This is a genomic window from Ollibium composti, from assembly GCF_004801285.1.
Taxonomy (GTDB): domain Bacteria; phylum Pseudomonadota; class Alphaproteobacteria; order Rhizobiales; family Rhizobiaceae; genus Mesorhizobium; species Mesorhizobium composti.
Genome location: NZ_SSNY01000017.1, coordinates 26,017 through 46,162, shown reverse-complemented (window position 1 = coordinate 46,162; position 20,146 = coordinate 26,017). Strand labels below are relative to the sequence as shown.

25 protein-coding genes are annotated in these 20,146 nt (G+C 65.2%); 10 read left to right on the top strand and 15 right to left on the bottom strand.

Annotation, left to right across the window (positions count from 1 at the left end; translation table 11 throughout):
* Nucleotides 1-20: 20 nt before the first annotated feature.
* From E6C48_RS21285 to E6C48_RS21225, 13 genes are all read right to left on the bottom strand, one after another.
* Nucleotides 21-1,133: a hypothetical protein gene (locus E6C48_RS21285; protein ID WP_136360205.1), complete on the bottom strand. Its 1,113-nt coding sequence runs from the start codon at nt 1,131-1,133 to the stop codon at nt 21-23.
* Nucleotides 1,134-1,140: 7 nt separating this feature from the next.
* A complete protein-coding gene (tolR, locus tag E6C48_RS21280) occupies nt 1,141-1,599 on the bottom strand; it encodes a protein TolR (protein ID WP_168734615.1) in 459 nt (152 codons plus the stop codon).
* 9 nt (nt 1,600-1,608) lie between these two features.
* Nucleotides 1,609-2,322: a protein TolQ gene (gene tolQ / locus E6C48_RS21275; RefSeq protein ID WP_136360203.1), complete on the bottom strand. Its 714-nt coding sequence runs from the start codon at nt 2,320-2,322 to the stop codon at nt 1,609-1,611.
* Nucleotides 2,323-2,573: 251 nt separating this feature from the next.
* Nucleotides 2,574-3,062, bottom strand: a complete 489-nt coding sequence (gene ybgC / locus E6C48_RS21270; RefSeq protein ID WP_281405232.1) for a tol-pal system-associated acyl-CoA thioesterase — start codon at nt 3,060-3,062, stop codon at nt 2,574-2,576.
* Nucleotides 3,059-4,099 carry a Holliday junction branch migration DNA helicase RuvB gene (gene ruvB / locus E6C48_RS21265; protein ID WP_136360202.1) on the bottom strand — a complete coding sequence of 347 codons (1,041 nt, stop codon included), beginning with the start codon at nt 4,097-4,099 and terminating at the stop codon, nt 3,059-3,061. The genes ybgC and ruvB overlap by 4 nt, the downstream gene beginning before the upstream one ends.
* The gene (locus E6C48_RS21260) at nt 4,096-4,488 is read right to left on the bottom strand and encodes a PIN domain-containing protein (RefSeq protein WP_168734614.1); all 393 of its coding nucleotides are present in this window, start codon (nt 4,486-4,488) and stop codon (nt 4,096-4,098) included. Before E6C48_RS21260 ends, ruvB begins: the two co-directional genes overlap by 4 nt.
* Nucleotides 4,485-4,778 (bottom strand): AbrB/MazE/SpoVT family DNA-binding domain-containing protein, encoded by a 294-nt coding sequence (locus E6C48_RS21255; protein ID WP_136360200.1) that lies wholly within the window; start codon nt 4,776-4,778, stop codon nt 4,485-4,487. Before E6C48_RS21255 ends, E6C48_RS21260 begins: the two co-directional genes overlap by 4 nt.
* A gap of 69 nt (nt 4,779-4,847) precedes the next feature.
* Nucleotides 4,848-5,468: a Holliday junction branch migration protein RuvA gene (gene ruvA, locus E6C48_RS21250; RefSeq protein ID WP_136360199.1), complete on the bottom strand. Its 621-nt coding sequence runs from the start codon at nt 5,466-5,468 to the stop codon at nt 4,848-4,850.
* Nucleotides 5,469-5,478: 10 nt separating this feature from the next.
* Nucleotides 5,479-5,892, bottom strand: a complete 414-nt coding sequence (locus E6C48_RS21245) for a type II toxin-antitoxin system VapC family toxin (RefSeq protein WP_136360198.1) — start codon at nt 5,890-5,892, stop codon at nt 5,479-5,481.
* Nucleotides 5,892-6,134, bottom strand: coding sequence for an AbrB/MazE/SpoVT family DNA-binding domain-containing protein (locus E6C48_RS21240; protein WP_136360197.1), 243 nt, complete (start codon nt 6,132-6,134; stop codon nt 5,892-5,894). The genes E6C48_RS21245 and E6C48_RS21240 overlap by 1 nt, the downstream gene beginning before the upstream one ends.
* A 62-nt stretch (nt 6,135-6,196) precedes the next feature.
* Complete coding sequence (ruvC, locus tag E6C48_RS21235; RefSeq protein ID WP_136360196.1) at nt 6,197-6,706, bottom strand: crossover junction endodeoxyribonuclease RuvC; 510 nt, start codon at nt 6,704-6,706, stop codon at nt 6,197-6,199.
* A gap of 85 nt (nt 6,707-6,791) precedes the next feature.
* On the bottom strand, nt 6,792-7,325 hold the full coding sequence (gene rcdA, locus E6C48_RS21230; RefSeq protein WP_136360195.1) for a protease adaptor protein RcdA: 534 nt from the start codon (nt 7,323-7,325) through the stop codon (nt 6,792-6,794).
* Nucleotides 7,326-7,700: 375 nt separating this feature from the next.
* Nucleotides 7,701-8,081: a hypothetical protein gene (locus tag E6C48_RS21225; protein ID WP_136360194.1), complete on the bottom strand. Its 381-nt coding sequence runs from the start codon at nt 8,079-8,081 to the stop codon at nt 7,701-7,703.
* Nucleotides 8,082-8,402: 321 nt separating this feature from the next.
* Between E6C48_RS21225 and E6C48_RS21220 the strand changes: the two genes are divergently transcribed.
* On the top strand, nt 8,403-8,960 hold the full coding sequence (locus E6C48_RS21220; protein ID WP_136360193.1) for a DUF2269 family protein: 558 nt from the start codon (nt 8,403-8,405) through the stop codon (nt 8,958-8,960).
* A 34-nt stretch (nt 8,961-8,994) separates the two neighbouring features.
* Here E6C48_RS21220 and E6C48_RS21215 read toward each other — a convergent pair whose 3' ends face one another.
* Complete coding sequence (locus E6C48_RS21215) at nt 8,995-10,647, bottom strand: acyl-CoA synthetase (protein WP_136360192.1); 1,653 nt, start codon at nt 10,645-10,647, stop codon at nt 8,995-8,997.
* A gap of 290 nt (nt 10,648-10,937) precedes the next feature.
* Here E6C48_RS21215 and E6C48_RS21210 point away from each other — a divergent pair, with 290 nt between their 5' ends.
* The 6 genes from E6C48_RS21210 to trhA all read left to right on the top strand — a co-directional run bounded on the left by E6C48_RS21210 (nt 10,938) and on the right by trhA (nt 15,696).
* A complete protein-coding gene (locus E6C48_RS21210; RefSeq protein WP_136360191.1) occupies nt 10,938-11,396 on the top strand; it encodes a GNAT family N-acetyltransferase in 459 nt (152 codons plus the stop codon).
* Nucleotides 11,397-11,484: 88 nt separating this feature from the next.
* Complete coding sequence (locus E6C48_RS21205; RefSeq protein ID WP_136360190.1) at nt 11,485-12,132, top strand: thiamine phosphate synthase; 648 nt, start codon at nt 11,485-11,487, stop codon at nt 12,130-12,132.
* A gap of 110 nt (nt 12,133-12,242) precedes the next feature.
* Nucleotides 12,243-13,277, top strand: a complete 1,035-nt coding sequence (locus tag E6C48_RS21200) for an SEL1-like repeat protein (RefSeq protein WP_136360215.1) — start codon at nt 12,243-12,245, stop codon at nt 13,275-13,277.
* A gap of 122 nt (nt 13,278-13,399) precedes the next feature.
* Nucleotides 13,400-13,966: an elongation factor P gene (gene efp, locus E6C48_RS21195; protein WP_136360189.1), complete on the top strand. Its 567-nt coding sequence runs from the start codon at nt 13,400-13,402 to the stop codon at nt 13,964-13,966.
* Nucleotides 13,967-14,095: 129 nt separating this feature from the next.
* Nucleotides 14,096-14,893: an inositol monophosphatase family protein gene (locus tag E6C48_RS21190; protein ID WP_136360188.1), complete on the top strand. Its 798-nt coding sequence runs from the start codon at nt 14,096-14,098 to the stop codon at nt 14,891-14,893.
* 110 nt (nt 14,894-15,003) lie between these two features.
* Nucleotides 15,004-15,696, top strand: coding sequence for a PAQR family membrane homeostasis protein TrhA (trhA, locus tag E6C48_RS21185; protein ID WP_136360187.1), 693 nt, complete (start codon nt 15,004-15,006; stop codon nt 15,694-15,696).
* On the opposite strand, the gene E6C48_RS21180 is transcribed toward trhA, so the two are convergent.
* Nucleotides 15,683-16,669 (bottom strand): acyltransferase family protein, encoded by a 987-nt coding sequence (locus E6C48_RS21180; RefSeq protein ID WP_136360186.1) that lies wholly within the window; start codon nt 16,667-16,669, stop codon nt 15,683-15,685. The two genes, trhA and E6C48_RS21180, sit on opposite strands and share 14 nt — an antisense overlap.
* Before the next feature lie 202 nt (nt 16,670-16,871).
* On the opposite strand from E6C48_RS21180, the gene E6C48_RS21175 reads away from it, so the two are divergent.
* The 3 genes from E6C48_RS21175 (at nt 16,872) to E6C48_RS21165 (ending at nt 20,038) form a co-directional block, all read left to right on the top strand.
* Entirely contained in the window at nt 16,872-17,894 is a 1,023-nt protein-coding gene (locus E6C48_RS21175) for a MotA/TolQ/ExbB proton channel family protein (RefSeq protein ID WP_136360185.1), read from the top strand.
* 1 nt (nt 17,895) lies between these two features.
* Nucleotides 17,896-18,927 carry a peptidoglycan -binding protein gene (locus E6C48_RS21170; protein WP_136360184.1) on the top strand — a complete coding sequence of 344 codons (1,032 nt, stop codon included), beginning with the start codon at nt 17,896-17,898 and terminating at the stop codon, nt 18,925-18,927.
* A 259-nt stretch (nt 18,928-19,186) separates the two neighbouring features.
* Nucleotides 19,187-20,038, top strand: a complete 852-nt coding sequence (locus E6C48_RS21165) for an outer membrane protein (RefSeq protein ID WP_136360183.1) — start codon at nt 19,187-19,189, stop codon at nt 20,036-20,038.
* Nucleotides 20,039-20,146: the final 108 nt, after the last annotated feature.

Below are 20,146 nucleotides of genomic sequence, written 5' to 3'. Positions count from 1 at the left end.
CGGGCGGGCTGGCTGATTGGTCAGAACATGTCGCTCGGGTCGAAATTGACCACGATCTCGGACCATGTGTCGTATTTGTCGGACGGCAGGTTGAACGGCGCGCACTTCTGCACGGCGCGAACGGCCGATTCGGCGGCGGTACGGCCGGGACCGGATGCGGCCCCGCCCTTGACGACCTGCGGGCGGTCCTGCAACTGGCCGGACGGGTCGAGGTGGAATTTCACCGACACTTTCAGCGTCTCGGCGTCGTCGACCCCGGCCGGGATGCTCCAGCAGCCGCCGAGCTTCTGACGCAGCGCGTCCATCTCGTTTTGCGACAGCTTGTCGCCGCCGGTGTTCTTTTCTCCGCCGAGCGAGGCCTGCTGGCTCGAGCGCTTGGCGCCGCCGCCGGAGGCCTTCTCCTTGTTGAGCAGCGCCGAGATCTTGTCGTCGAGCGACTTGTCCTGCGACGCCTGCTTTGAGGAGGCTTCCTTCACCGGCTTGTCGGAATCCTTGCGCTCCGGCGCCTTGGCCGTCTCGGCCGGCGCGGGTTTGGGCCTGGCGTCAGGCGCCGGCGCCTGGTCCGGCAGCTGGACGTCCTGCTGCGGCTGCTCGGCGGCGATCGCCTCGGCCACCGCATCGGGCTTCTGGGGCGTCGGCTCGGGCTGCTTGACCGGCTCAGGCTTGGCTTCGGCCTGCTTGGCCGGGTCGGGCTTGACCTGTTCGTTCGGCTGTGGCTGCGGCGCGACTTCGGTGGCCGGCGGCGGCTTCGGCGCCTCCTTCGGCTTCGGCACGTCTTCTTCCCTCGGCTTTTCCACCGGGGTGGGCGCCGGCGGCGGCGCCGAGCTGCTCTGCACCGGCTTGGCCTTGGCTTCCGGCGTCGGCGGCTTGTCGGTGTCGACGCTGTTGTCGCCGGTCTTCTGCGCGTCGGCCACGATGTCGGGGCGCTTGGTCGGCGTCGGTGCCGGCTTGTCGCGCATCGTCGCCTTCTTGTCGCCTTCCTGGATCTGGGTCAGCGCGCTGACGGGCACGATGTCGACGGGCAGCGACTCCACGTCGGCGACGTCGAAGGCCGACGGCGCCTTCAGCGACAGCAGGCCGAAACCCAGCGCCACCGCATGCAAGATCACCGATGTGGTGAGACCCGCGCGCATTTCCGTCTTACTGATCCTGTTCCTGTAGCGTCACCAGGCCGATGTTCTTGAAGCCGGCAGCCGAGATGCGCGCCATCACCTTCATCACCGTGCCGTAGTCGGCAATCTTGTCGCCGCGCACATAGATGCGCTCCTCGTAGCCCGTCTTGGCGATGGCCTGCAGCTTCGGCACCACCTCCTCGATCGGAATCTCGGTCTCCTGCACATAGACCTTGCCTTCCGGATTGATCGAAACTGTGATCGGCTGGGTATCCGAGTTCATCGCCTTGGCCTGCGTGTCGGGCAGGTCGATCGGCACGCCGACGGTCAGCAGCGGTGCCGCCACCATGAAGATGATGAGCAGCACCAGCATGACGTCCACCATCGGCGTCACGTTGATTTCCGACATCAGGCTGTGATGGCGGCCGCGCCGCCTGTGGCCGCGCCCGCCACGTCCCGAGCCGCCCGCGCTGACTGACATTCCCATGATCGTTCCTCAGGCTGCCCTGGCCACGACTTTCTCATCGATTTGGCGCGAGAGTATGGCGGAGAACTCGTCGGAGAAGCCCTCCATGCGCACCGCCAGCTTGCTGGCGTCGGACGACAGCTTGTTGTAGGCGATGACGGCGGGGATGGCGGCGAGCAGGCCGATGGCCGTCGCCAGCAGGGCTTCCGCGATGCCCGGCGCCACCACCGAAAGGCTGGTGTTCTTCGATGCCGCGATGGCCTGGAACGAGGTCATGATGCCGACCACCGTGCCGAACAGGCCGATGAAGGGCGCGGCCGAGCCGATGGTGGCGAGGAAGCCGAGGCGTCCCTCCAGCTTTTCCATCTCGCGCGTCAGCGCCAGGTCCATCGCCTTGTCGATGCGCGTCTGCAGGCCGAGCGGCGACTTGGCGCCCTTCTCGAAGCTTTTCTTCCATTCGCGCATGGCCGCGACGAAGATGGCGCCCATGCCGGTCGTCTTGCGGTCGGCCAGCGTGCGGTAGAGCTCCTCCAGCGACTGACCCGACCAGAACACCTGCTCGAAGCGGTTGAGCGAGATGCGCATGCGGGCATAGGCGATCAGCTTGTCGACGATGATAGCCCAGGTCCAGATCGAGGCACCGAGCAATCCCAGCATGACCAGCTTGACCACCCAGCCGGCTTGCATGAACAGCGCCCAGATCGACAGCGACGCCGTCGGTTCGGCGAGTGCGATGTTTTCCATTCCTTAAGATCCCTAAGATTTTCCGGGCATGGCTCGCGGCTGGCCCATGGCGCTCTACCTTGTGTGGTCCCGTTCGCCCAAAGCTTCCGGAAACGTCCCAAATGCGCCGTTCGCGGCGTTTTTTAGGGCAAATATTGGTGAAAGGAAGGCGTCGATGCCTTCCATTTTCACCGATCCCTTCATGAACCGTTATGGTTAAGGATGAGTTATGGCGAGAAGCGGTCCGCGCAATCGTATAGGGCGCATCGCCCTCAAGGGTGGGGAGCGGAGGCCGGCGGCATGAACGCCTTGATCCATTCCTTCGGGAAGCGTTTCGGACGCCCGCCTTCGCCGACGATGGCCGCCTCGACCTTCGCCCGCACAAGCACCTCGCCGGCACGGCTCAGTTCCTGCGCCATGAAGATTCGCGCGCCGGAAATCCTTTCGGTGCGGGTATCGACGGTGACGATGTCGTCGATGCGCGCCGGCTGGACGAAGTCGATCTCCATGCGCCGCACCACCCAGGCGATGCTCTCGCCGTGCTTGCCGGCAAGGAGTTCCGTGTGATGGACACCCGCCAGCCTGAGGAAATCGGACCGGCCGCGCTCGAGGAATTCGAGATAGCGGGCATGGTAGACGACGCCGGAGAAATCGGTGTCGGCATAGTAGACCCGCGCCATCAGCCGGTGGCCGGTAGAGGTCAGCGCGCCGTTCAGCCCGCCGGTCAGCTCTTCCTCGGTCGGTTCGGGAACGGTGCTCACGATTCTTCCTGGAACAGGCTGATCTGCTGTTGGGCGAGGTCCTTCGGCGCCTCCAGTCCGAGATGACGCCAGGCGTTTGCCGTCAGCACGCGGCCGCGCGGCGTGCGCTGGATGAAGCCCTGCTGGATCAGGTAGGGTTCGATGATGTCCTCGATGGCGTCGCGCGGCTCCGACAGGCCGGCAGCGATCGTCTCGATGCCGACCGGCCCGCCGCCAAAATTGCCGGCAATCATCGAAAGATAGCGGCGATCGAGTGCATCGAGCCCCAGCGCATCGACCTCCAGCCGGGAAAGCGCCTCGTCGGCGACCTTGCGCGAGACGACATCGGCGCCGGCGACAGAGGCAAAATCGCGCACGCGCCTGAGCAGCCGGCCGGCGATGCGCGGCGTGCCGCGCGCCCGCCGCGCGATCTCCAGCGCGCCGTCGTCACCAAGCGGCATCGACAGGATGCGGGCGCCGCGCCGCACGATCAGGTCGAGTTCCTCGACGGTGTAGAAGTTCAGCCGGACCGGGATGCCGAAGCGGTCGCGCAGCGGATTGGTGATGAGGCCGGCGCGGGTCGTCGCCGCCACCAGCGTGAAGCGGGCGAGGTCGATCTTGACCGAGCGCGCCGCCGGCCCCTCGCCGATGATGAGGTCGAGCTGGAAATCCTCCATCGCCGGATAGAGAATTTCCTCCACCGCCGGATTGAGCCGATGGATCTCGTCGATGAACAGCACGTCGCGGTCTTCGAGATTGGTGAGAAGTGCGGCGAGGTCACCGGCCTTGGCGATGACGGGGCCGGAGGTGGAGCGGAAATTCACGCCCATCTCGCGCGCCATGATCTGCGCCAGCGTCGTCTTGCCGAGCCCCGGCGGGCCGACGAACAGCACATGGTCGAGCGCCTCGCCGCGCGCCTTCGCCGCCTCGATGAACACTTTCAGGTTGGCACGCGCCTGCGCCTGGCCGACGAACTCGTCGAGCGCCTGCGGCCGCAGGCTCTGGTCGGCATCCTCGCCGCGCTTTTCCGACGAGATGAGGCGGGGGGCGAGCGTCAAGACAGCAGTTCCAAGGACGGGACGCGACGGGCGGCTTCCGCGTCGAAGGTCACGGTCGCCGAGCAGCCTGCACGCCGCGCGGAATACGCAATCAAATGATCCGCAAGGTCGCCGCGTTCCGCTTCCGCCACGACGGTAGCCAATATCGTTTCATCTTCAAGGACAATCTCGGCCGCTTCCATAAGCGTTTCGACAAGGGAACGAATGGCCGTTCGATGAAAGCGATAGCGCTGCCGCAAAGCCCAGGCGAATTCGGCCAGCACGACGAGACTCACAAAGGCCGGGTCCTGCGCCGTGCGGGTTCCGAAAAACGCCGCCGCTCTGGCAAACTGATCCTCGTCATCCCGAAGCACGTAGCGAAGCAGGATATTCGTATCGACGGCCTTCATCGCTTTTTGCCGTGGAGTTCGTTCCATTCACGCACGATACGCTCGTCGTCTTCAGCCACGGCCTGACCGATTGCCTCATCGAAATCTTCGAGGGTCGCACCGACACCGATCGACGGCTTGCCAAGGATTCCGGCCAGATCGGCCACGCTTCTGTTTTTCGGGCGCGCCACCACCTCTCCGTCGCGCACCGACACGAAAAATCGGGTTCCTTCGGACAGGTTCAACTGATCCCGGATTTCCTTCGGGATGGTCAACTGCCCTTTCGAGGACATCGTCGCGAGAATACCCATCGCCTTACCTTTGCGTCCTTTCTTACCTTCTTAACTTAGTAAGTCGCGCTATGCATGGCAAATCCGATCCTACCGCGCCAGTTCCTTCAGGCCGAAGCGGATCAGCCTGGCCGAATCCGCCCCTTCGCCCGCCGTCTTCAAGGCGGCGGCGATGGCGTTGGCGGCGGTGTCGCGCGAATAGCCGAGATTGGTGAGCGCCGAGACGGCGTCCGCCACCGGCGCCGGCGCGACGCCCTCGCCGAGTTCCTGCTTGAGGCCGATGGTGCCGGCGGCTGCACCCGCGAAGGCCGGTGCCTTGTTCTTCAGTTCGGTGACGATGCGCTCGGCCACCTTCTTGCCGACGCCGGGCGCTCTGGACACCATGGCGATGTCGCGCAGCGCGATCGCATTGGCGAGGTCGGCGGGCGCCAGCGTCGACAGCACGGCCAGCGCCACCTTGGCGCCGACGCCCTGCACGTTGTTCATCAACAGCCGGAACCATTCCCGCTCGAGCGCGGTCTGGAAGCCGTAGAGCCGGATCATGTCCTCGCGCACATAGGTTTCGATGAACAGGACGACGGCTTCGCCCGCGCCGGCAAGCGCGGCAAGCGTGCGCGTCGAGCAATAGGCGACATAGCCGACGCCATGCACGTCGACGACGCAGTGATCCTCCTCGATCTCTTCCACCGTTCCCTTGAGCTTGCCGATCATGCCTCAGGCCTCACGGATGGGTATCGGGGGAAACGATGCGCAACAGCGGAAAATAAGCGCGGTAGCGGCCCGTATCCCGCGTCAGCAATCGGTAGCCGCGGATCGCGGCATGGGCGCCGATATAAAAATCCGGCAGCGGCGAGCGCTTCGGGCCGCCGTCGCGGCGGTAGGCGACGAAGGCGTGGCCAGCGGCAAAGGCGGCCTCCCAGGGCAGGTATTCGCGGGTAAAACGCGACGGCGACAGGGCCGATTCCAGGTCGGCCTCGATCGGAAACCCCGCCGCCATCTCCGCATAGATGATCTGGTTGATCACGATCGGTCCTTCCGACCGCAGCCGTTCGATGGTTCGGCTCGACCAGTCCTCCCACGGGCTACCCGTATCGAACAGATCGATCAGGATATTGGTATCGACCAGCGTCGGCATCAGTCCCTGAGCAGCCTGAAGAATTCATCGCCGGTCATGCCGCCGAGATCCATCGTTCCCTTGTGGCGGCGGATATGATCCATGAAATCGGCCACCTCGCGGCCGGGCCGCGGCGCCACCGCGTGGCGCAGCAGAGCGCCGTCCTCGCGCAGGTCGAACTCAATCTCGCTGCCCGCCACGATGCCGAGTTTCCGACGAACGTTCTTCGGGATCGTGACCTGGCCCTTCTCGGTGACGCGCATAGTAATACCTCCACGGTATTACTTATCGCGGCCATGAGAACAAGTCAAGAACAAGTCGCGCCCTACCCCGCCAGCGCGATTCGGTAAGCCGTACTCTGCCGGTGATGTGCGTGGCAGATGGCGATGGCCAACGCGTCGGCGGAATCGGCGCTGTCGAAGGAGGCTTTCGGCAAAAGCACCTTCACCATCAACTGGATCTGCTGCTTGTCGCCGTGGCCGACGCCGATGACGGCCTTCTTGACCGCGTTCGGTGCATATTCGGCAACGACGAGCCCGGCGCGCGCCGGCACCAGCATGGCGATGCCGCGCGCCTGGCCGAGCTTCAGCGTGGCGGTGGCGTCCTTGTTGACGAAGGTCTGCTCGACCGCAGCCTCCTGCGGCGCCGTCCGCTCGAGCACCTCGGCCAGCCCGTCGTGCAGCTGGCACAGCCGCGCGGCCAGCGCCGCCTTGTCGTCGGACCGCACCGTGCCGGCCGCGACGAAACGCAACGCGTTGCCGGCACTCTCGACGACGCCCCAACCGGTGCGCCGCAGGCCCGGATCGATGCCAATGATGCGAATCGCTTCGTTCATGCCGCCGACTCTACCTCTCCGGCGGGGTCATGCCAGCGGAATGTGAACAAATCGGAAACGGAGGCCCTGAACGGGCGGCAGGCGGTCAGCCGCGCGCGAAGGCGGTGTTGAGCAGCGTGATCTGGTCGGAAACGGGGTTGCTGCGGCCCGCGATCGACGGCAGCACGGCCCTGGCCCCTGCCCCGTAGACCTCCTCATCCATGCGCCGGACCAGCGCCTGCAAACGTAGCGAGCGCGTGACGAGATCGACGAAATCGGCCGGCAATTCGGTCCAGCCGGCCACATCCTCATGCGCCGAGGCGGTGTCCAGCCTCACCTTCGACTTTTCCGAAGCAACCTGGTCGCGCGTCATCTCGCCCGAATTGGCGGCGCGCTGCAACAGGAGCCAGGAGGCGATCTGCATCAGCCGGGTGGTCAGCCGCATGGATTCGGCGGCGTAAAGAGTCGCCCCCAGCCGTGAAAGCCTCTTGGCCTCGGCGCGACCCTGGCCGTCGAGATACTCGGCCGCCTGCTCAACCAGCCCCATGCCTTCGTTGTAGAGTGGCTTGAAGGACTGCGAGAAGACCCGGCGCTCCGCCAGCTTGACCGTCTTGGCACCGTCCTTCGAAACTTCACTCATGTTCAAGCCACCTGAACCTGTATCGGGCGAGCTGATTCGACCGCCCGCCGCGACCTGCACTTTATACGACCGCACCTCGAAAATGCGCCGCACACGCCGCGAAGGCAAGCGTATGTTTAACAGAGGGTTAACGCGCCTCGAGGCAGCGACGGAACGGCGGCGGGCAGCGGCATAAAAAAAGAGCCGCGGATGAGGCGGCTCTCAGGAGTTTAACAGGGAGGCGTCAAACAAAGTGGCTCCAACCACTCGGTAAGAATCCAGATCACTGGATGGCCCCAGTAAGCACCTGTGAAGGTAAATGAAGCCTTAACGGCTTGAAGATTTTTTTACCAAGCCGGGCCATGCCGTGCCGATCCGGCACAGTTCACCTCGCTCTCAGGCGCGACTGTAGACCGTCGGCAGCGCGATGAAAGCGAACAGGAACATCGCCGCATAAAACCCCATCGATCCGATGCCGGTGACGGCCTCCATCGCCTCGTTGCCAGCCAAAAGCAGATAGAGGCCGACCACGAGCGCGACGCCGCTGACCGCCGTCAGCCAGAAATGAACCATCGCCAGTGTCCTGCCGGCCGCTGCGGGAAACAGGTGGTAGAAGAAGGCGAAAACCGTGGACATGAGCCAGCCCGCCACCATGATGTGCGCATGCGTTGGCATCTGGCCATGGTCTTGGCTGATCGCCATGTGGATGCCGAGCGCCATGCCGCACAAGGCGTAGATGATCGCCAGCGTGAAGAAGTTCCTTGCCACCCCTTGCATGTTCGTTCTCCGTTGTCTGTCCGATGGGCAATGAGCCTGTCGTCCGCGCCGCAATGGATGCGGCCTTGCAGCCTGTAAGCCGGCCGTGTTTCCGAGGAATGCCGTGCCGCTTCCCCCTGCGCTTCCGACCCCGTTACATTAGCACAATCTGATGCTGACGTAACGGCATCCGCCACGTCCTCCGCCTTTTTGCCTCCGCGTTGCGGAAACGTCCGGTCGAGCCGGCCGGCATCGTTCGGATACACGGCCGGTGCTAGACGCCCGGCCCTCGACGGTATCGGCCGCCACCGATCATCCGCCACAACAACAAGGATGAACGAAATGGACTGGTATTCCCTGGTAAAATTCCTGCACGTCGTCGCGGCCGTGGTGTGGGTCGGCGGCGGCTTCGCGCTGGCGCTGCTGGCGCTCCGGGCCGAGCGCGCCAGCAATGTCGAGGCGATGCTGTTGGCGATGCGCGCCACCGGCGAACTCGGCAATCGGCTGTTTGCGCCGATGTCGCTGCTCACCCTCGCCTTCGGTCTCGTCCTGTGCTGGTTCTGGGTCGGCTTCTCCGACCTGTGGGTCCTCATCGGCCTCGGCGGCTACTTCACCACCTTCACCATCGGCATGACCGTCTTCGCCCCGACGGCCGCGAAGATGGCGGCCCTGATCGCGCAGGAAGGCATGACGCCGCGGGCGCTCGCCCTCGGCCAGCGCATGCTGCGCTTCGCCCGCATCGATTACAGCGTCATGCTGGTCATCGTCGCCGATATGGTACTGAAGCCGACCGCGAAGGACCTGGGCATTCTTCTGGGGATGGCGGCGGTGCTGGCGGCCGGCACCGCGCTCGCGGCGACAGCCGGAACGCGCAGTTTGACCCCGGCACCAGCCGCCTGAGAAAGGCCGGCGGTTCGCCGCCGGCCGTGTTCCGCTATTTGCCCTTGCCCTCGTCGCGAACCATGTCGCGCAGCAGGAACTTCTGGATCTTGCCGGTCGAGGTCTTGGGGATTTCGGCGAAGATCACCGCCTTCGGCACCTTGAAGCGGGCAAGCAGCGAGCGGCAATGGTCGAGAATCTCGGCTTCGGTTGCAGGCTTGCCCGGCTTCAGTTCGACATAGGCGACGGGCACTTCGCCCCATTTGTCGTCCTGCCTTGCCACGACGCCGCAGGCCGCCACCGCCGGATGCTTGTAGAGCACGTCCTCCACCTCGATGGATGAGATGTTCTCGCCGCCGGAGATGATGATGTCCTTGGAGCGGTCCTTGATCTGGAGATAGCCGTCCGGGTGCATGACGCCGAGGTCGCCGGAATGGAACCAGCCGCCGGCGAAAGCCTCGTCGCTCGCCTTGCGGTTCTTGAGATAACCCTTCATGACGATGTTGCCTCGGAACATCACCTCGCCGATGGTCTCGCCGTCGCGCGGCGTCTCCCGCATCGTCTCGGGGTCCATGACGGTGAGCCCTTCGAGCGCGGCATAGCGCACGCCCTGGCGCGCCTTCTTCTGCGTACGAGCCGCCTTGTCGAGACCGTCCCATTCGCCGTGCCATTCGTTGACGACGGCCGGCCCGTAGGTCTCGGTCAGCCCGTAGAGATGGGTGACGGCGAAGCCGGCGTCGGCCATGCCCGACAGCACCGCTTCCGGCGGCGGGGCGGCGGCGGTGTTGAAGGTGACGGTCTGCGGAAACGCGCGCCGGTCCTCCTCGCGCGCATTGATGAGCAGCGACATGACGACCGGCGCGCCGCACAGATGCGTCACGCCATGGTCGGCGATCGCGTCGTACATCGGCTTCGCCCGCACCCAGCGCAGGCACACATGCGTTCCCGCCTGCACGGCAAGCGTCCACGGGAAGCACCAGCCGTTGCAGTGGAACATCGGCAGCGTCCACAAGTAGACGCAGTGTTTCTGCATCCCGGCATGGATCGTGTTGGTGTAGGCCATCAGCGCGGCGCCGCGATGATGATAGACGACACCCTTGGGGTTGCCGGTCGTGCCGGAGGTATAGTTGAGCGAGATCGCGTCCCACTCGTCGTCCGGCATCGACCAGGAAAAATCCTCGTCGCCGGAAGCGACGAAATCCTCATAGTCGAGGCTGCCGATGCGTTCGCCCTTCGCATAGGGCGCGTCCTCGGCATAATCGGGATCGTCGTAATCGATCACCAGCGGCTTCGCCTTGGCCGAGGCCAGCGCCTCCCTGACCACGCCGGAAAATTCGCGGTCGACGATCAGCACCTTCGTCTCGGCATGGTCGAGCTGGAAGGCGATGACGGCCGCGTCGAGACGGGTGTTGAGGCAGTGCAGCACTGCCTTGACCATCGGCACGCCGAAATGCGCCTCCAGCATCGGCGGCGTGTTGGAGAGCATCACCGTGACCGTATCGCCCTTGCCGATGCCCGTCTTCGCCAGCGCCGAGGCGAGCTTCAGAGAGCGTCGCCAGAAGGTGCGGTAGTCGATGCGCTGGCTGCCGTGGATGATGGCGATGTGCGCGGGGAACACCTTCGCCGCCCGTTCCAGATAGGTGATCGGCGTCAGCGGCTGATAGTTCGCCGCGTTCTTGTCGAGATCGATATCGTAGGGACTGGCCATCCCGTTCTCCTGAGAAACGTGTCGCTTCCAGCTGAAGCCGGCTGTTGTCATCATCCTATACTCAGGATGGCATGCCCTAGAAAAGCCCGGCGATGCCGTCCCGCAAAAGCCTGACGGCGACGATGCCCGTCGTCGTGCAAGTAAAGAAGTAGAAGGCTTCCGGCGTGAGAAGTCGGTCGCCCTCATAACCGGATTCCGCCCGTGCCGCGATAGCAATATGCGGCTGCCCGTTGCCGCGCCTGCATTGCACCTCTATGCAGCACGCAACGGTTCATCGAAGGAGCATCAGCATGGCAGACATCGCCTTTCGCCGGGCCATGCGGGCCGACATACCGGCCATCGTCGCCATGCTGGCCGACGATCCGCTGGGCGCGACCCGCGAAGACCTCTCGACGCCCGGCGCGCCGGCCTATCAGGATGCCTTCAGCGCCATCGACGCAGACCCCAACCAGTTCCTCGCTGTGATGACCCTGGACGGCGCCGTCGTCGGCACGCTGCAACTCACCTTCATTGCGGGCTTGTCGCGCAAGGGTGCGCTGCGCGGCCAGATCGAGGCGGTGCGGGTCGCCGCCGGCCACCGTAGCGAGGGTCTTGGCCAGCGCCTGTTCGAATGGGCCATCGCCGAGTGCCGTGCCAGAGGTTGCCGCACGGTGCAACTGACCACCGATAAAAGCCGCGCCGACGCGCATCGCTTCTACGACCGGCTCGGCTTCGAAGCGAGTCATATCGGCTACAAGCTCACGCTCTGAGCCCGCCTGTTCAAGCGCGGCACTTTGCTCTATGCCGCAATGCAACCATCTTCGCCTCGCATAGGCGGAAGCCATATCGAGCCGCCACATGACCGAGACAACGCCTCCCAACCGCTGCCGCATCGTGCTGATCGCCCCGCCGGGCGTCGGCGCCGAACGCCTCGCCACCGCCTTCGCCGGCGGCGACGTGGCCTCGCTGATCCTGCCGCGCAACGGGCTGGACGATGCCGCTTTCCAAACGCTGGCCGAAAAGGTCATGCCGGCGGCGCAGGCGGCCGGTGCCGCAGTCATCGTCGAGGGCGACACCCGCATCGCCGGGCGCGTGCGGGCCGACGGCATCCACATCGAATCCGGCAAGGCCGATCTCGCCGAGGCTGTCGAGCGTTTCCAGGACAAGATGGCGGTCGGCACCGGCGGCGCCAAGACGCGCGACGAGGCGCTGGAGCTCGGCGAGGAGCGGCCCGACTACATCTTCTTCGGCCGCTTCGGCTACGACACCCAGGCCGAGCCGCATCCGCGCAACCTCAACCTCGGCCGCTGGTGGGCCGAAATGATCGAGATCCCCTGCATCGTCATGGCAGGTTCGGACCTCGCCTCGGCCGCCGCCGTCGCCGAAACCGGTGCCGAGTTCGTCGCCCTTTCCGCCGCCGTCTACGGCGACGGCATCGATCCGCGCGAGGCGGTGGCGCGTGCCAACGCGCTGCTCGACGCGCAGGCGCCACGCTTCGAGGATTGACGATGCGGCTGGTCCTCGCCGTTCCTCTCCTGCTTGCAGCCGCCCAGGCGGGGGCGACCGAACCGGCAAAAGAACCGGTGCCTCCAGCCGTTCAGGCGCCGACCCAGACAATGCCGGCCGCTGCTGCGCCCGAACCCTTCATACCCGACGTCGCGCCGCCCACAACCGCGCCGCCATCCCCTGGTGAGCAGCCGGACGCGTCCCGCTTCGGCGAACCGCGCATCACCATCATCAAGCCGATCGCCAATCCGCTGCCGCAGCCGGCGACGACCGACGAGCCGCCGGCCGACACCGTCGATCCGTCGCGCTTCGGCGCCCGCCAGCCGGACGCCGCCTACGGCGCCTTCCAGCGCGGCCTCTACAAGACCGCCTACAACCTTGCCCTGGTGCGGGCGAAGAACGGCGACCCGGCCGCCCAGACGCTGGTCGCCGAGATCCTTTCGCGCGGGCTGGGCGTGCCGCTGAACGCCGCCGAGGCGGCGAAATGGTATCAGCGCGCCGCCGAGCGCGGCGTTCCCGAAGCGCAGTTCCAGTACGCGCTGATGCTGATCGACGGCACCTACGTGAAGAAGGACCGCAAGGAGGCGCACGCGCTGATGCAGGCCGCCGCCGAGGCCGGCAACACGCTGGCGCAGTTCAACTTCGCCCAGCTGCTGGTCGAGGAAGACAGCGGCGATGCCGGCCTCGCCCGCGCAGCCCCCTATTACGAGCGCGCCGCCGAGGCGGGTCTACCCGACGCGCAATACGCGATGGCGCAATTCTATGCCAACGGCGTCGGCGGCAAGAAAGAGGACGACGTCAAGGCCCGCACGCTGCTGGTCCAGGCCGCGCGCCAGAACTACGACACTGCCCAGATCGACCTCGCGCAATGGCTGATCGATGGGCGCGGCGGCAAGCGCGACCTCAAGGCCGGCTTCCAGTGGATGAAGCGGGCGGCCGACGGCGGCAACGTCGCCGCGCAGAACCGGCTGGCCAAGCTCTACATGGCCGGCATCGGCGTCGAGCCGGATTCGAACCTCGCCGCCGCCTGGTACATCGTCGCCCGCCGCGCCGGGCTGATCGACGACCAGATGGAGGATTTCCTTGGCGGCCTGACCGAGGAGGAAACCCGGCTGGCGCTGCAAAAGGCCAACCGGCTGCGCTGAGGCGTCGGGCCGCTGCATTCCACCGCTCTCTTGCCAGTGCGGGCGATTTGTGGTCTTGGAGGCGCCGAAATCGCCGTTTCCGGCGCAATCTCCTTTTTCTCAACCTTTTGCAGCAGGCATCCATGGCCAAGATCAGCGGCAATGAAATCCGTCCCGGCACCGTCGTCGAGCACGACGGCGGCCTGTGGGTGGCGGTCAAGACCAACACGGTGAAGCCCGGCAAGGGCGGCGCCTACAACCAGGTCGAACTGAAGAACCTCATCAACGGCACCAAGCTCAACGAGCGCTTCCGCTCCGCCGAGACGGTCGAGCAGGTGGACCTCGAATACAAGGACTTCTCCTTCCTCTACGAGCAGGGCGAAGCGCTGGTCTTCATGGACACCGAAAGCTACGAACAGCTCGAACTGCAGAAGGATTTCGTCGGCGAGCGCGCCGCCTTCCTGCAGGACGGCATGATGGTGACCGTGCGCCTCTACGGCGAGACGCCGATCGGCGTTTCCCTGCCCGACCAGGTCGTGCTGTCGATCACCGAGGCCGATCCCGTGGTGAAGGGACAGACCGCCGCGTCCTCCTACAAGCCGGCCATCCTGGAAAACGGCATCCGCGTCCTGGTGCCGCCCTTCATCGAGGCGGGCGAACGCATCCTGGTTGATACCAACGAGATCACGTATCTGCGCAGGGCGGATTGAGATGAAGGCAATAGGGGAATAGGGGAGTAAGGGAGTAGGGAACAAAACCGCCGTACCGCCTTGCTCCCCTATTGCCTTGTTCCCCTACTCCCCTATTCCCCTAGCCTTACCCAACGAAAGACCCTTCCCATGGCCCGTTCAGCCCTCCTCAACGTCATGGTCCAGGCGGCGATGAAGGCCGGCCGCTCGCTGTCGCGCGATTTCGGCGAGGTGCAGAACCTCCAGGTGTCGATGAAAGGCCCCGGCGACTATGTCAGCCAGGCCGACCGCAAGGCCGAGGACATCATCTTCGCCGAACTGTCGCGCGCGCGGCCGGGCTACGGCTTCCTGATGGAGGAGCGCGGCGCCGTCACCGGCGACGACGACCAGCACCGCTGGATCGTCGACCCGCTCGACGGCACCACCAATTTCCTGCATGGCATCCCGATCTTCTCGGTCTCCATCGCGCTGGAGCGGCAGGGCCAGGTCGTCGCCGGCGTCGTCTACAACCCGGCCATGGACGAGCTCTACACCGCCGAGCGTGGCGGCGGTGCCTTCCTCAACGACCGCCGCCTGCGCGTCGCCGCGCGCACGAAGCTTTCCGACGCAGTGATCGGCTGCGGCGTGCCGCATCTCGGCCGCGGCCGCCACGGCAATTTCCTCATCGAGCTGCGCAACGTCATGGCCGAGGTGTCCGGCATCCGCCGCCTCGGCTCCGCCGCGCTCGACCTCGCCTATGTCGCCGCCGGCCGCATGGACGGCTTCTGGGAGGACGGCCTGTCGGCATGGGACATCGCCGCCGGTCTGCTCCTGATCCGCGAGGCGGGCGGCTTCGTCTCCGACCTGAACGGCGGCCAGACGATGCTGGAGAAGGGCGCCCTTGTCGCCGGCAACGAGGCGATCCACCGCGCGCTGTTGAAGACGGTCACCAAGCCGCTGAAGGCTTAGGGCCCGCACGGGCGCCGGCGGCAACCCGCCGCAGGCGCCGTCGCAATTTTGCAATGCACAACTGGCATGGTCGATGCTTGTCCACCACATGAGGGACGGGCAGGCTCGACATGACCGCAAAAGAGACACACAAAGCACCGCATATTCCCTTCATGGGACGCTGGCACTATTCGCGCGCCGAGATGATCGCCGACGGCATCGTCCATGCGGTGGGTATCGTCCTGGCGATCGCCGCCGGCTCCGCCATGCTCGTGCTTGCCGCCTCCCATGCGGGACCCGGCGAATACATCGCCGCCGTCTTCTACGTCGTGTCGCTCCTGACGGTGCTGTCCGTCTCCCTCGCCTACAATCTGTGGCCGCTCGACTCGCCGGCCAAATGGGTGCTCAGGCGCTTCGACCATTCGGCCATCTACCTGTTGATCGCCGCGACCTACACGCCCTTCCTCGCCCAGATCGGCAATTCGCCGCTGGCCGGCTGGATGATCGCCCTGGTTTGGGCGGCTGCGGCCGCCGGCATCGCCATCAAGGTGTTTCTGCCCGGCCGCTTCGACCGGCTGGCCATCGTCTTCTATCTCGCCATCGGCTGGAGCGGGCTGGTTCTGGCGGGTCCCTTGGTCGAAACGCTGCCGCCCGCCGCGCTGGCGCTCATCGTCGCCGGCGGCATCGTCTATTCCTGCGGCGTCGTCTTCTTCGTCTGGAAAGGCCTGCGCTTCCACAACGCGCTGTGGCACGGCTTCGTCGTCACCGGCGCCACCTTGCACCTGGTGGCGATGTTCGACGCACTGGTCTTCAGCCGGCTGTAACGCGCTCGCCGGCCTGCCACGACGGGCTGAACAGGCGCCGCATCGGACCGTCCGCCACCGCCGTGCCGAGCCCGATCAATACGGCGAGAAGGCCGAGCGCCGGCAACAGAAGCGGCTGCGGGATAAGCGCCGGGCCGCCGGCGGCGACGAAGGCCATCACCACGAGGCCGTGCAGCAGGTAGATCGATAGCGAACGCTCGCCGAACCAGCGCAGCAGCATCGCCCTGCCCGGCACGATGGCCGAGAAGCCGAGCACGGCGGCGGCGCTGAGCGCCAGTATGCCCATGCGGGCCAGCGCCGGATGGGCGGACTGGGCGCCGCCATTGGCGTAGTCGTGGCTGCCGGTCAGCGCCGACGGTTCGAGCCCCTGCGTCCACCACACCATCACCAATGCCATGGCAAGGGCGAACACGAGCGCGAAGACGCCGCCATGCCGGCGCGCCAGCGCGACGAGGTCCGCGCCAAAGAGATGGCCGAGCACGAAGAAGGGCAGGAAATACAGCGTCCGCGAGACGCTGAGCGAATAGCCGATGCCGTCGTCGTAGCCCGCCGCGACCGACAGGGCGAAGGCCGCGACCAGTCCGGCCGGCGAGGCGAACAGCGGCAACAGCAGGCGCCAGCAGATCATGCTGGCGATGAACCACAACAGCCAGTAGGGCGTGAGCGCAGAGTATTCGTACCAGCCCGTCAACCGTCCCATGCCGATATAAAGGGGCTGGAACAGCACGAGCGGCAACACCAGCGTCCACACGATCTTGCGGTAGTCGCGCCGGCCCAGCGTCTCGCGGGCGAACGCTCCGGCCAGAAAAACGAAAAGCGGCATGTGGAAGCTGTAGATTCCAATATAGGCCGCTTGCAGGATCGGCGATCCTGACGACGGCTTCTCGATGAGATGTCCGAAGACGACTAATAATATACCAGCCCCACGAAGGGCATCAAAATGCGCGTCGCGTCTCTTGCTTACTTTGTCCATCTGTATAAATGTACGATCTCGTCATTGGTTCTCTCTGCCACGCTTCCGCCGGGAATCAGTTGTTCATGCAATCGACCTATAGGGGCGATATGATGGCATCGAATAGAACGATCGCCGCATACGGCCCGAACGGCTTTCAATTTCGCCGGAATTCCGAGTAGAGTTGCCGCCGAACTCGCTGCGGAATCGGAACGGAAGACGCATGGCCCTTCTCAGATCGTTCGGCATAGGTGGGCGTTCCGACGTCCTCAGCTACGACCCCCACAGGCTGTCCAGCCCGCAGGTGTTCGTGCTGACGATGGTCATCTTCCTCGCCATCGTCGCCTTTATCGGCGTCATCCTCACCCGCCAGATCTCGACGGCCTTCGTCACCAATCCGGGCCTCAACGGGTTGATCCTCGGTGTGCTGGCAGTCGGCATCCTGCTTGCCTTCGTGCAGGTCGGGCGGCTGTTCCGCGAAGTGCGCTGGGTCAATTCCTTCCGCGCCGGCTCCGAGACGACCGAGCCGGTGCTTCTGGCGCCGATGAAGGCGATGATCGGCCGTTCCTCGGCCGTCGCCTTTTCCGCCTCCTCGATGCGCACGATGCTGGATTCCATCGCGACGCGCCTCGACGAGAGCCGCGACACCTCGCGCTATCTCGTCGGCCTGCTCGTCTTCCTCGGCCTGCTCGGCACTTTCTGGGGTCTGTTGAAGACGATCGGCTCGATCAGCGACACCATCCAGGCGCTCGATCCCGGCTCGGGCGACGCCGCCGCCGTCCTCGATGCCCTCAAGCAGGGCTTGGCTGCCCCCCTGTCGGGCATGGGCACGGCCTTTTCGTCCTCGCTGTTCGGCCTTGCCGGCTCGCTGGTGCTGGGCTTCCTCGACCTCCAGGCCGGCCGCGCCCAGACACGCTTCTACACCGAGCTGGAGAACTGGCTGTCCTCGGTGACGGACCTGTCCTCCGACATCGCCGTGCCGGAGGCGATGCGGGCCGAGTCTGCCGACGAGATCCGGCTTTTGTCGGAGCGCCTGCGCTCCATGCAGGAGAACGGCTCCTCAAACCCGCGCGTCGCCAGCGCCATGGCCAATCTCGCCGACGGCATTTCCGGCCTGGTCAAGAACATGCGCTCCGAGCAGCAGATCATGCGCGACTGGGTGGAGGCGCAGTCGGACGAGCAGAAGGCCATGCGCACGACGCTCGAAAAGATCGCCGACGCCTTGAAGAAGCAAGGGGTCCACTGACTTGGCCCTCGCCCGCGCGCGCCGCGCCGACCGCCGCATCGACTACTGGCCGGGCTTCGTCGACGCGCTGTCGACGCTGCTGCTCACCTTCATGTTCCTGCTCTCGGTCTTCGTGCTGGCGCAGTTCCTGCTGAGCCGCGAGATTTCCGGCAAGGACGAAGTGCTGAACCGCCTGAACTCGCAGATCAACGAACTGACGCAACTGCTGGCGCTGGAGAAGAGCAACACCCAGGACGCGCAGGATTCGCTGGCCAACCTGCAGGCGTCGCTGAGCGCCGCCGAAGCCGAAAAGAGCCGCCTGGAACAGCTTCTGGCGAAAGGCGCCGGCGCCGGCGAGGCCGCCAATGCGCGCGCCGACGCGCTGTCGGGCGAACTCGACACCGAAAAGCAGATCAGCCAGCGCGCGCTCAGCCAGGTCGAGATCCTCAACCAGCAGATCGCCGCATTGCGAAAGCAGATCGCCGCCCTTGAGGACGCGTTGCAGGTCTCGGAAGAGAAGGACAAGGAGTCCAACACCAAGATCGCCGACCTCGGCCGCCGCCTCAACGTCGCGCTCGCCCAGCGCGTGCAGGAACTGAACCGCTACCGCTCCGACTTCTTCGGACGGCTGCGCGAGATCCTGTCCGACCGCGAGAACATCCGCATCGTCGGCGACCGCTTCGTCTTCCAGTCGGAGGTGCTCTTTCCCACCGGCTCCGACCAGATCAACGATGCCGGCCAGGTCGAGATGAAGAAGCTCGCCGGCGCCATTATCGAACTGCAGAAGGAAATCCCGCCGGAGATCAACTGGGTACTGCGCGTCGACGGCCACACCGACAACATCCCGCTTTCCGGCACCGGCCGCTACAAGGACAACTGGGAGCTTTCCACCGCACGCGCCACCTCTGTGGTGAAGTTCCTGATCGCCAACGGCGTGCCGCCGGAGCGCCTGGTTGCCGCCGGCTTCGGCGAGTTCCAGCCGCTCGATCCCGCCGACACCGACGAGGCGCGCTCGAAGAACCGCCGGATCGAGCTGAAGCTCACCGAGCGTTGACAGCGCGTCCTTCGAGGCTCGCTTCGCTCACACCTCAGGATGAGGGAAGTGGTTTGCTTGGCTTCGCTCTCGTAGCTACAGCAAAAAACAGTCCTCATCCTGAGGTGCGAGCGAAGCGAGCCTCGAAGGACGCACCACAACAGCCCATTTGTAACCCTTCGTTATCCTTAACCCGCACTTAACCTGTATGGTTAACAATGCTCTCGATACGGGCAACCGGCGGCGTGTCACGGACGCCGGCGACTTCGGGAGTGGGTGAATGACAACCAAACTGCGCATTGTTCTTGCGCTTGCCGCAGCGGCATCGGCGCTGCCGCTGTCCGGCGCGCTGGCGGCCGACTACGATCCGCCGATCTATGTCGACGAGGCGCCGGAATACGTGCCCGTCGAGGTCGGTTCGGGATGGTATCTGCGCGGCGACGTCGGCTACGTCTTCAATAGCCGCGCCGGTAACATCGATTACCGCACCTTCGATCCAGGCCCGCCCGGCAGCTACTCCGACAACAATTTCGCGACCCGCAGCATGAAGACCGACGTCGCCTTCGGCGGCGGCATCGGCTACCACTTCACCGACTGGCTGCGCGCCGACGCGACGGTGGAGGGCTTCGACGCCAAATTCAACGGAACCACCGTGAGCGACGGACCGTGTACTGGAGCCCAGCCGGCAACGACCACCTGCCGCTCGGAAGATTCGTCGAAATTCACCACCATCGGCATCATGGCCAACGGCTATGTCGATCTCGGCACCTATTCCGGCTTCACCCCCTATGTCGGCGGCGGCCTCGGCTATTCGCTGGTCCACTGGAAGGGGCTCGACAGCAATCTCTACTGCGTCGGCGCCGACTGTACGACCGCGGCTTCCGTTGCAAGCTCGCAGAACGGCGGCGAGAAGGACTGGCGCTTCACCTACGCGCTGATGGCCGGCGTCGCCTACGATATCAGCAAAAATCTCAAGCTCGACGTCGGCTACAAGTACAAGCATATCCAGGGCGGCAATATGTTCGGCTGGGACGCCGGAAGCGCCGCGGCCGGCGCCACCGGCATTCAGGGCCGTGACGGCGGTTTCGACACCCACGAATTCAAGGTCGGCCTGCGCTACGACCTCTGGTAGGCAAACGCTTCGGTTGATTTCAACGGCGGGCTCAGGCCCGCCGTTTGCGTTTCTGCATTTTAGAAAACCATTCCGCCTGCGACAGAAACTTTCCTCTTGACGCCGTAG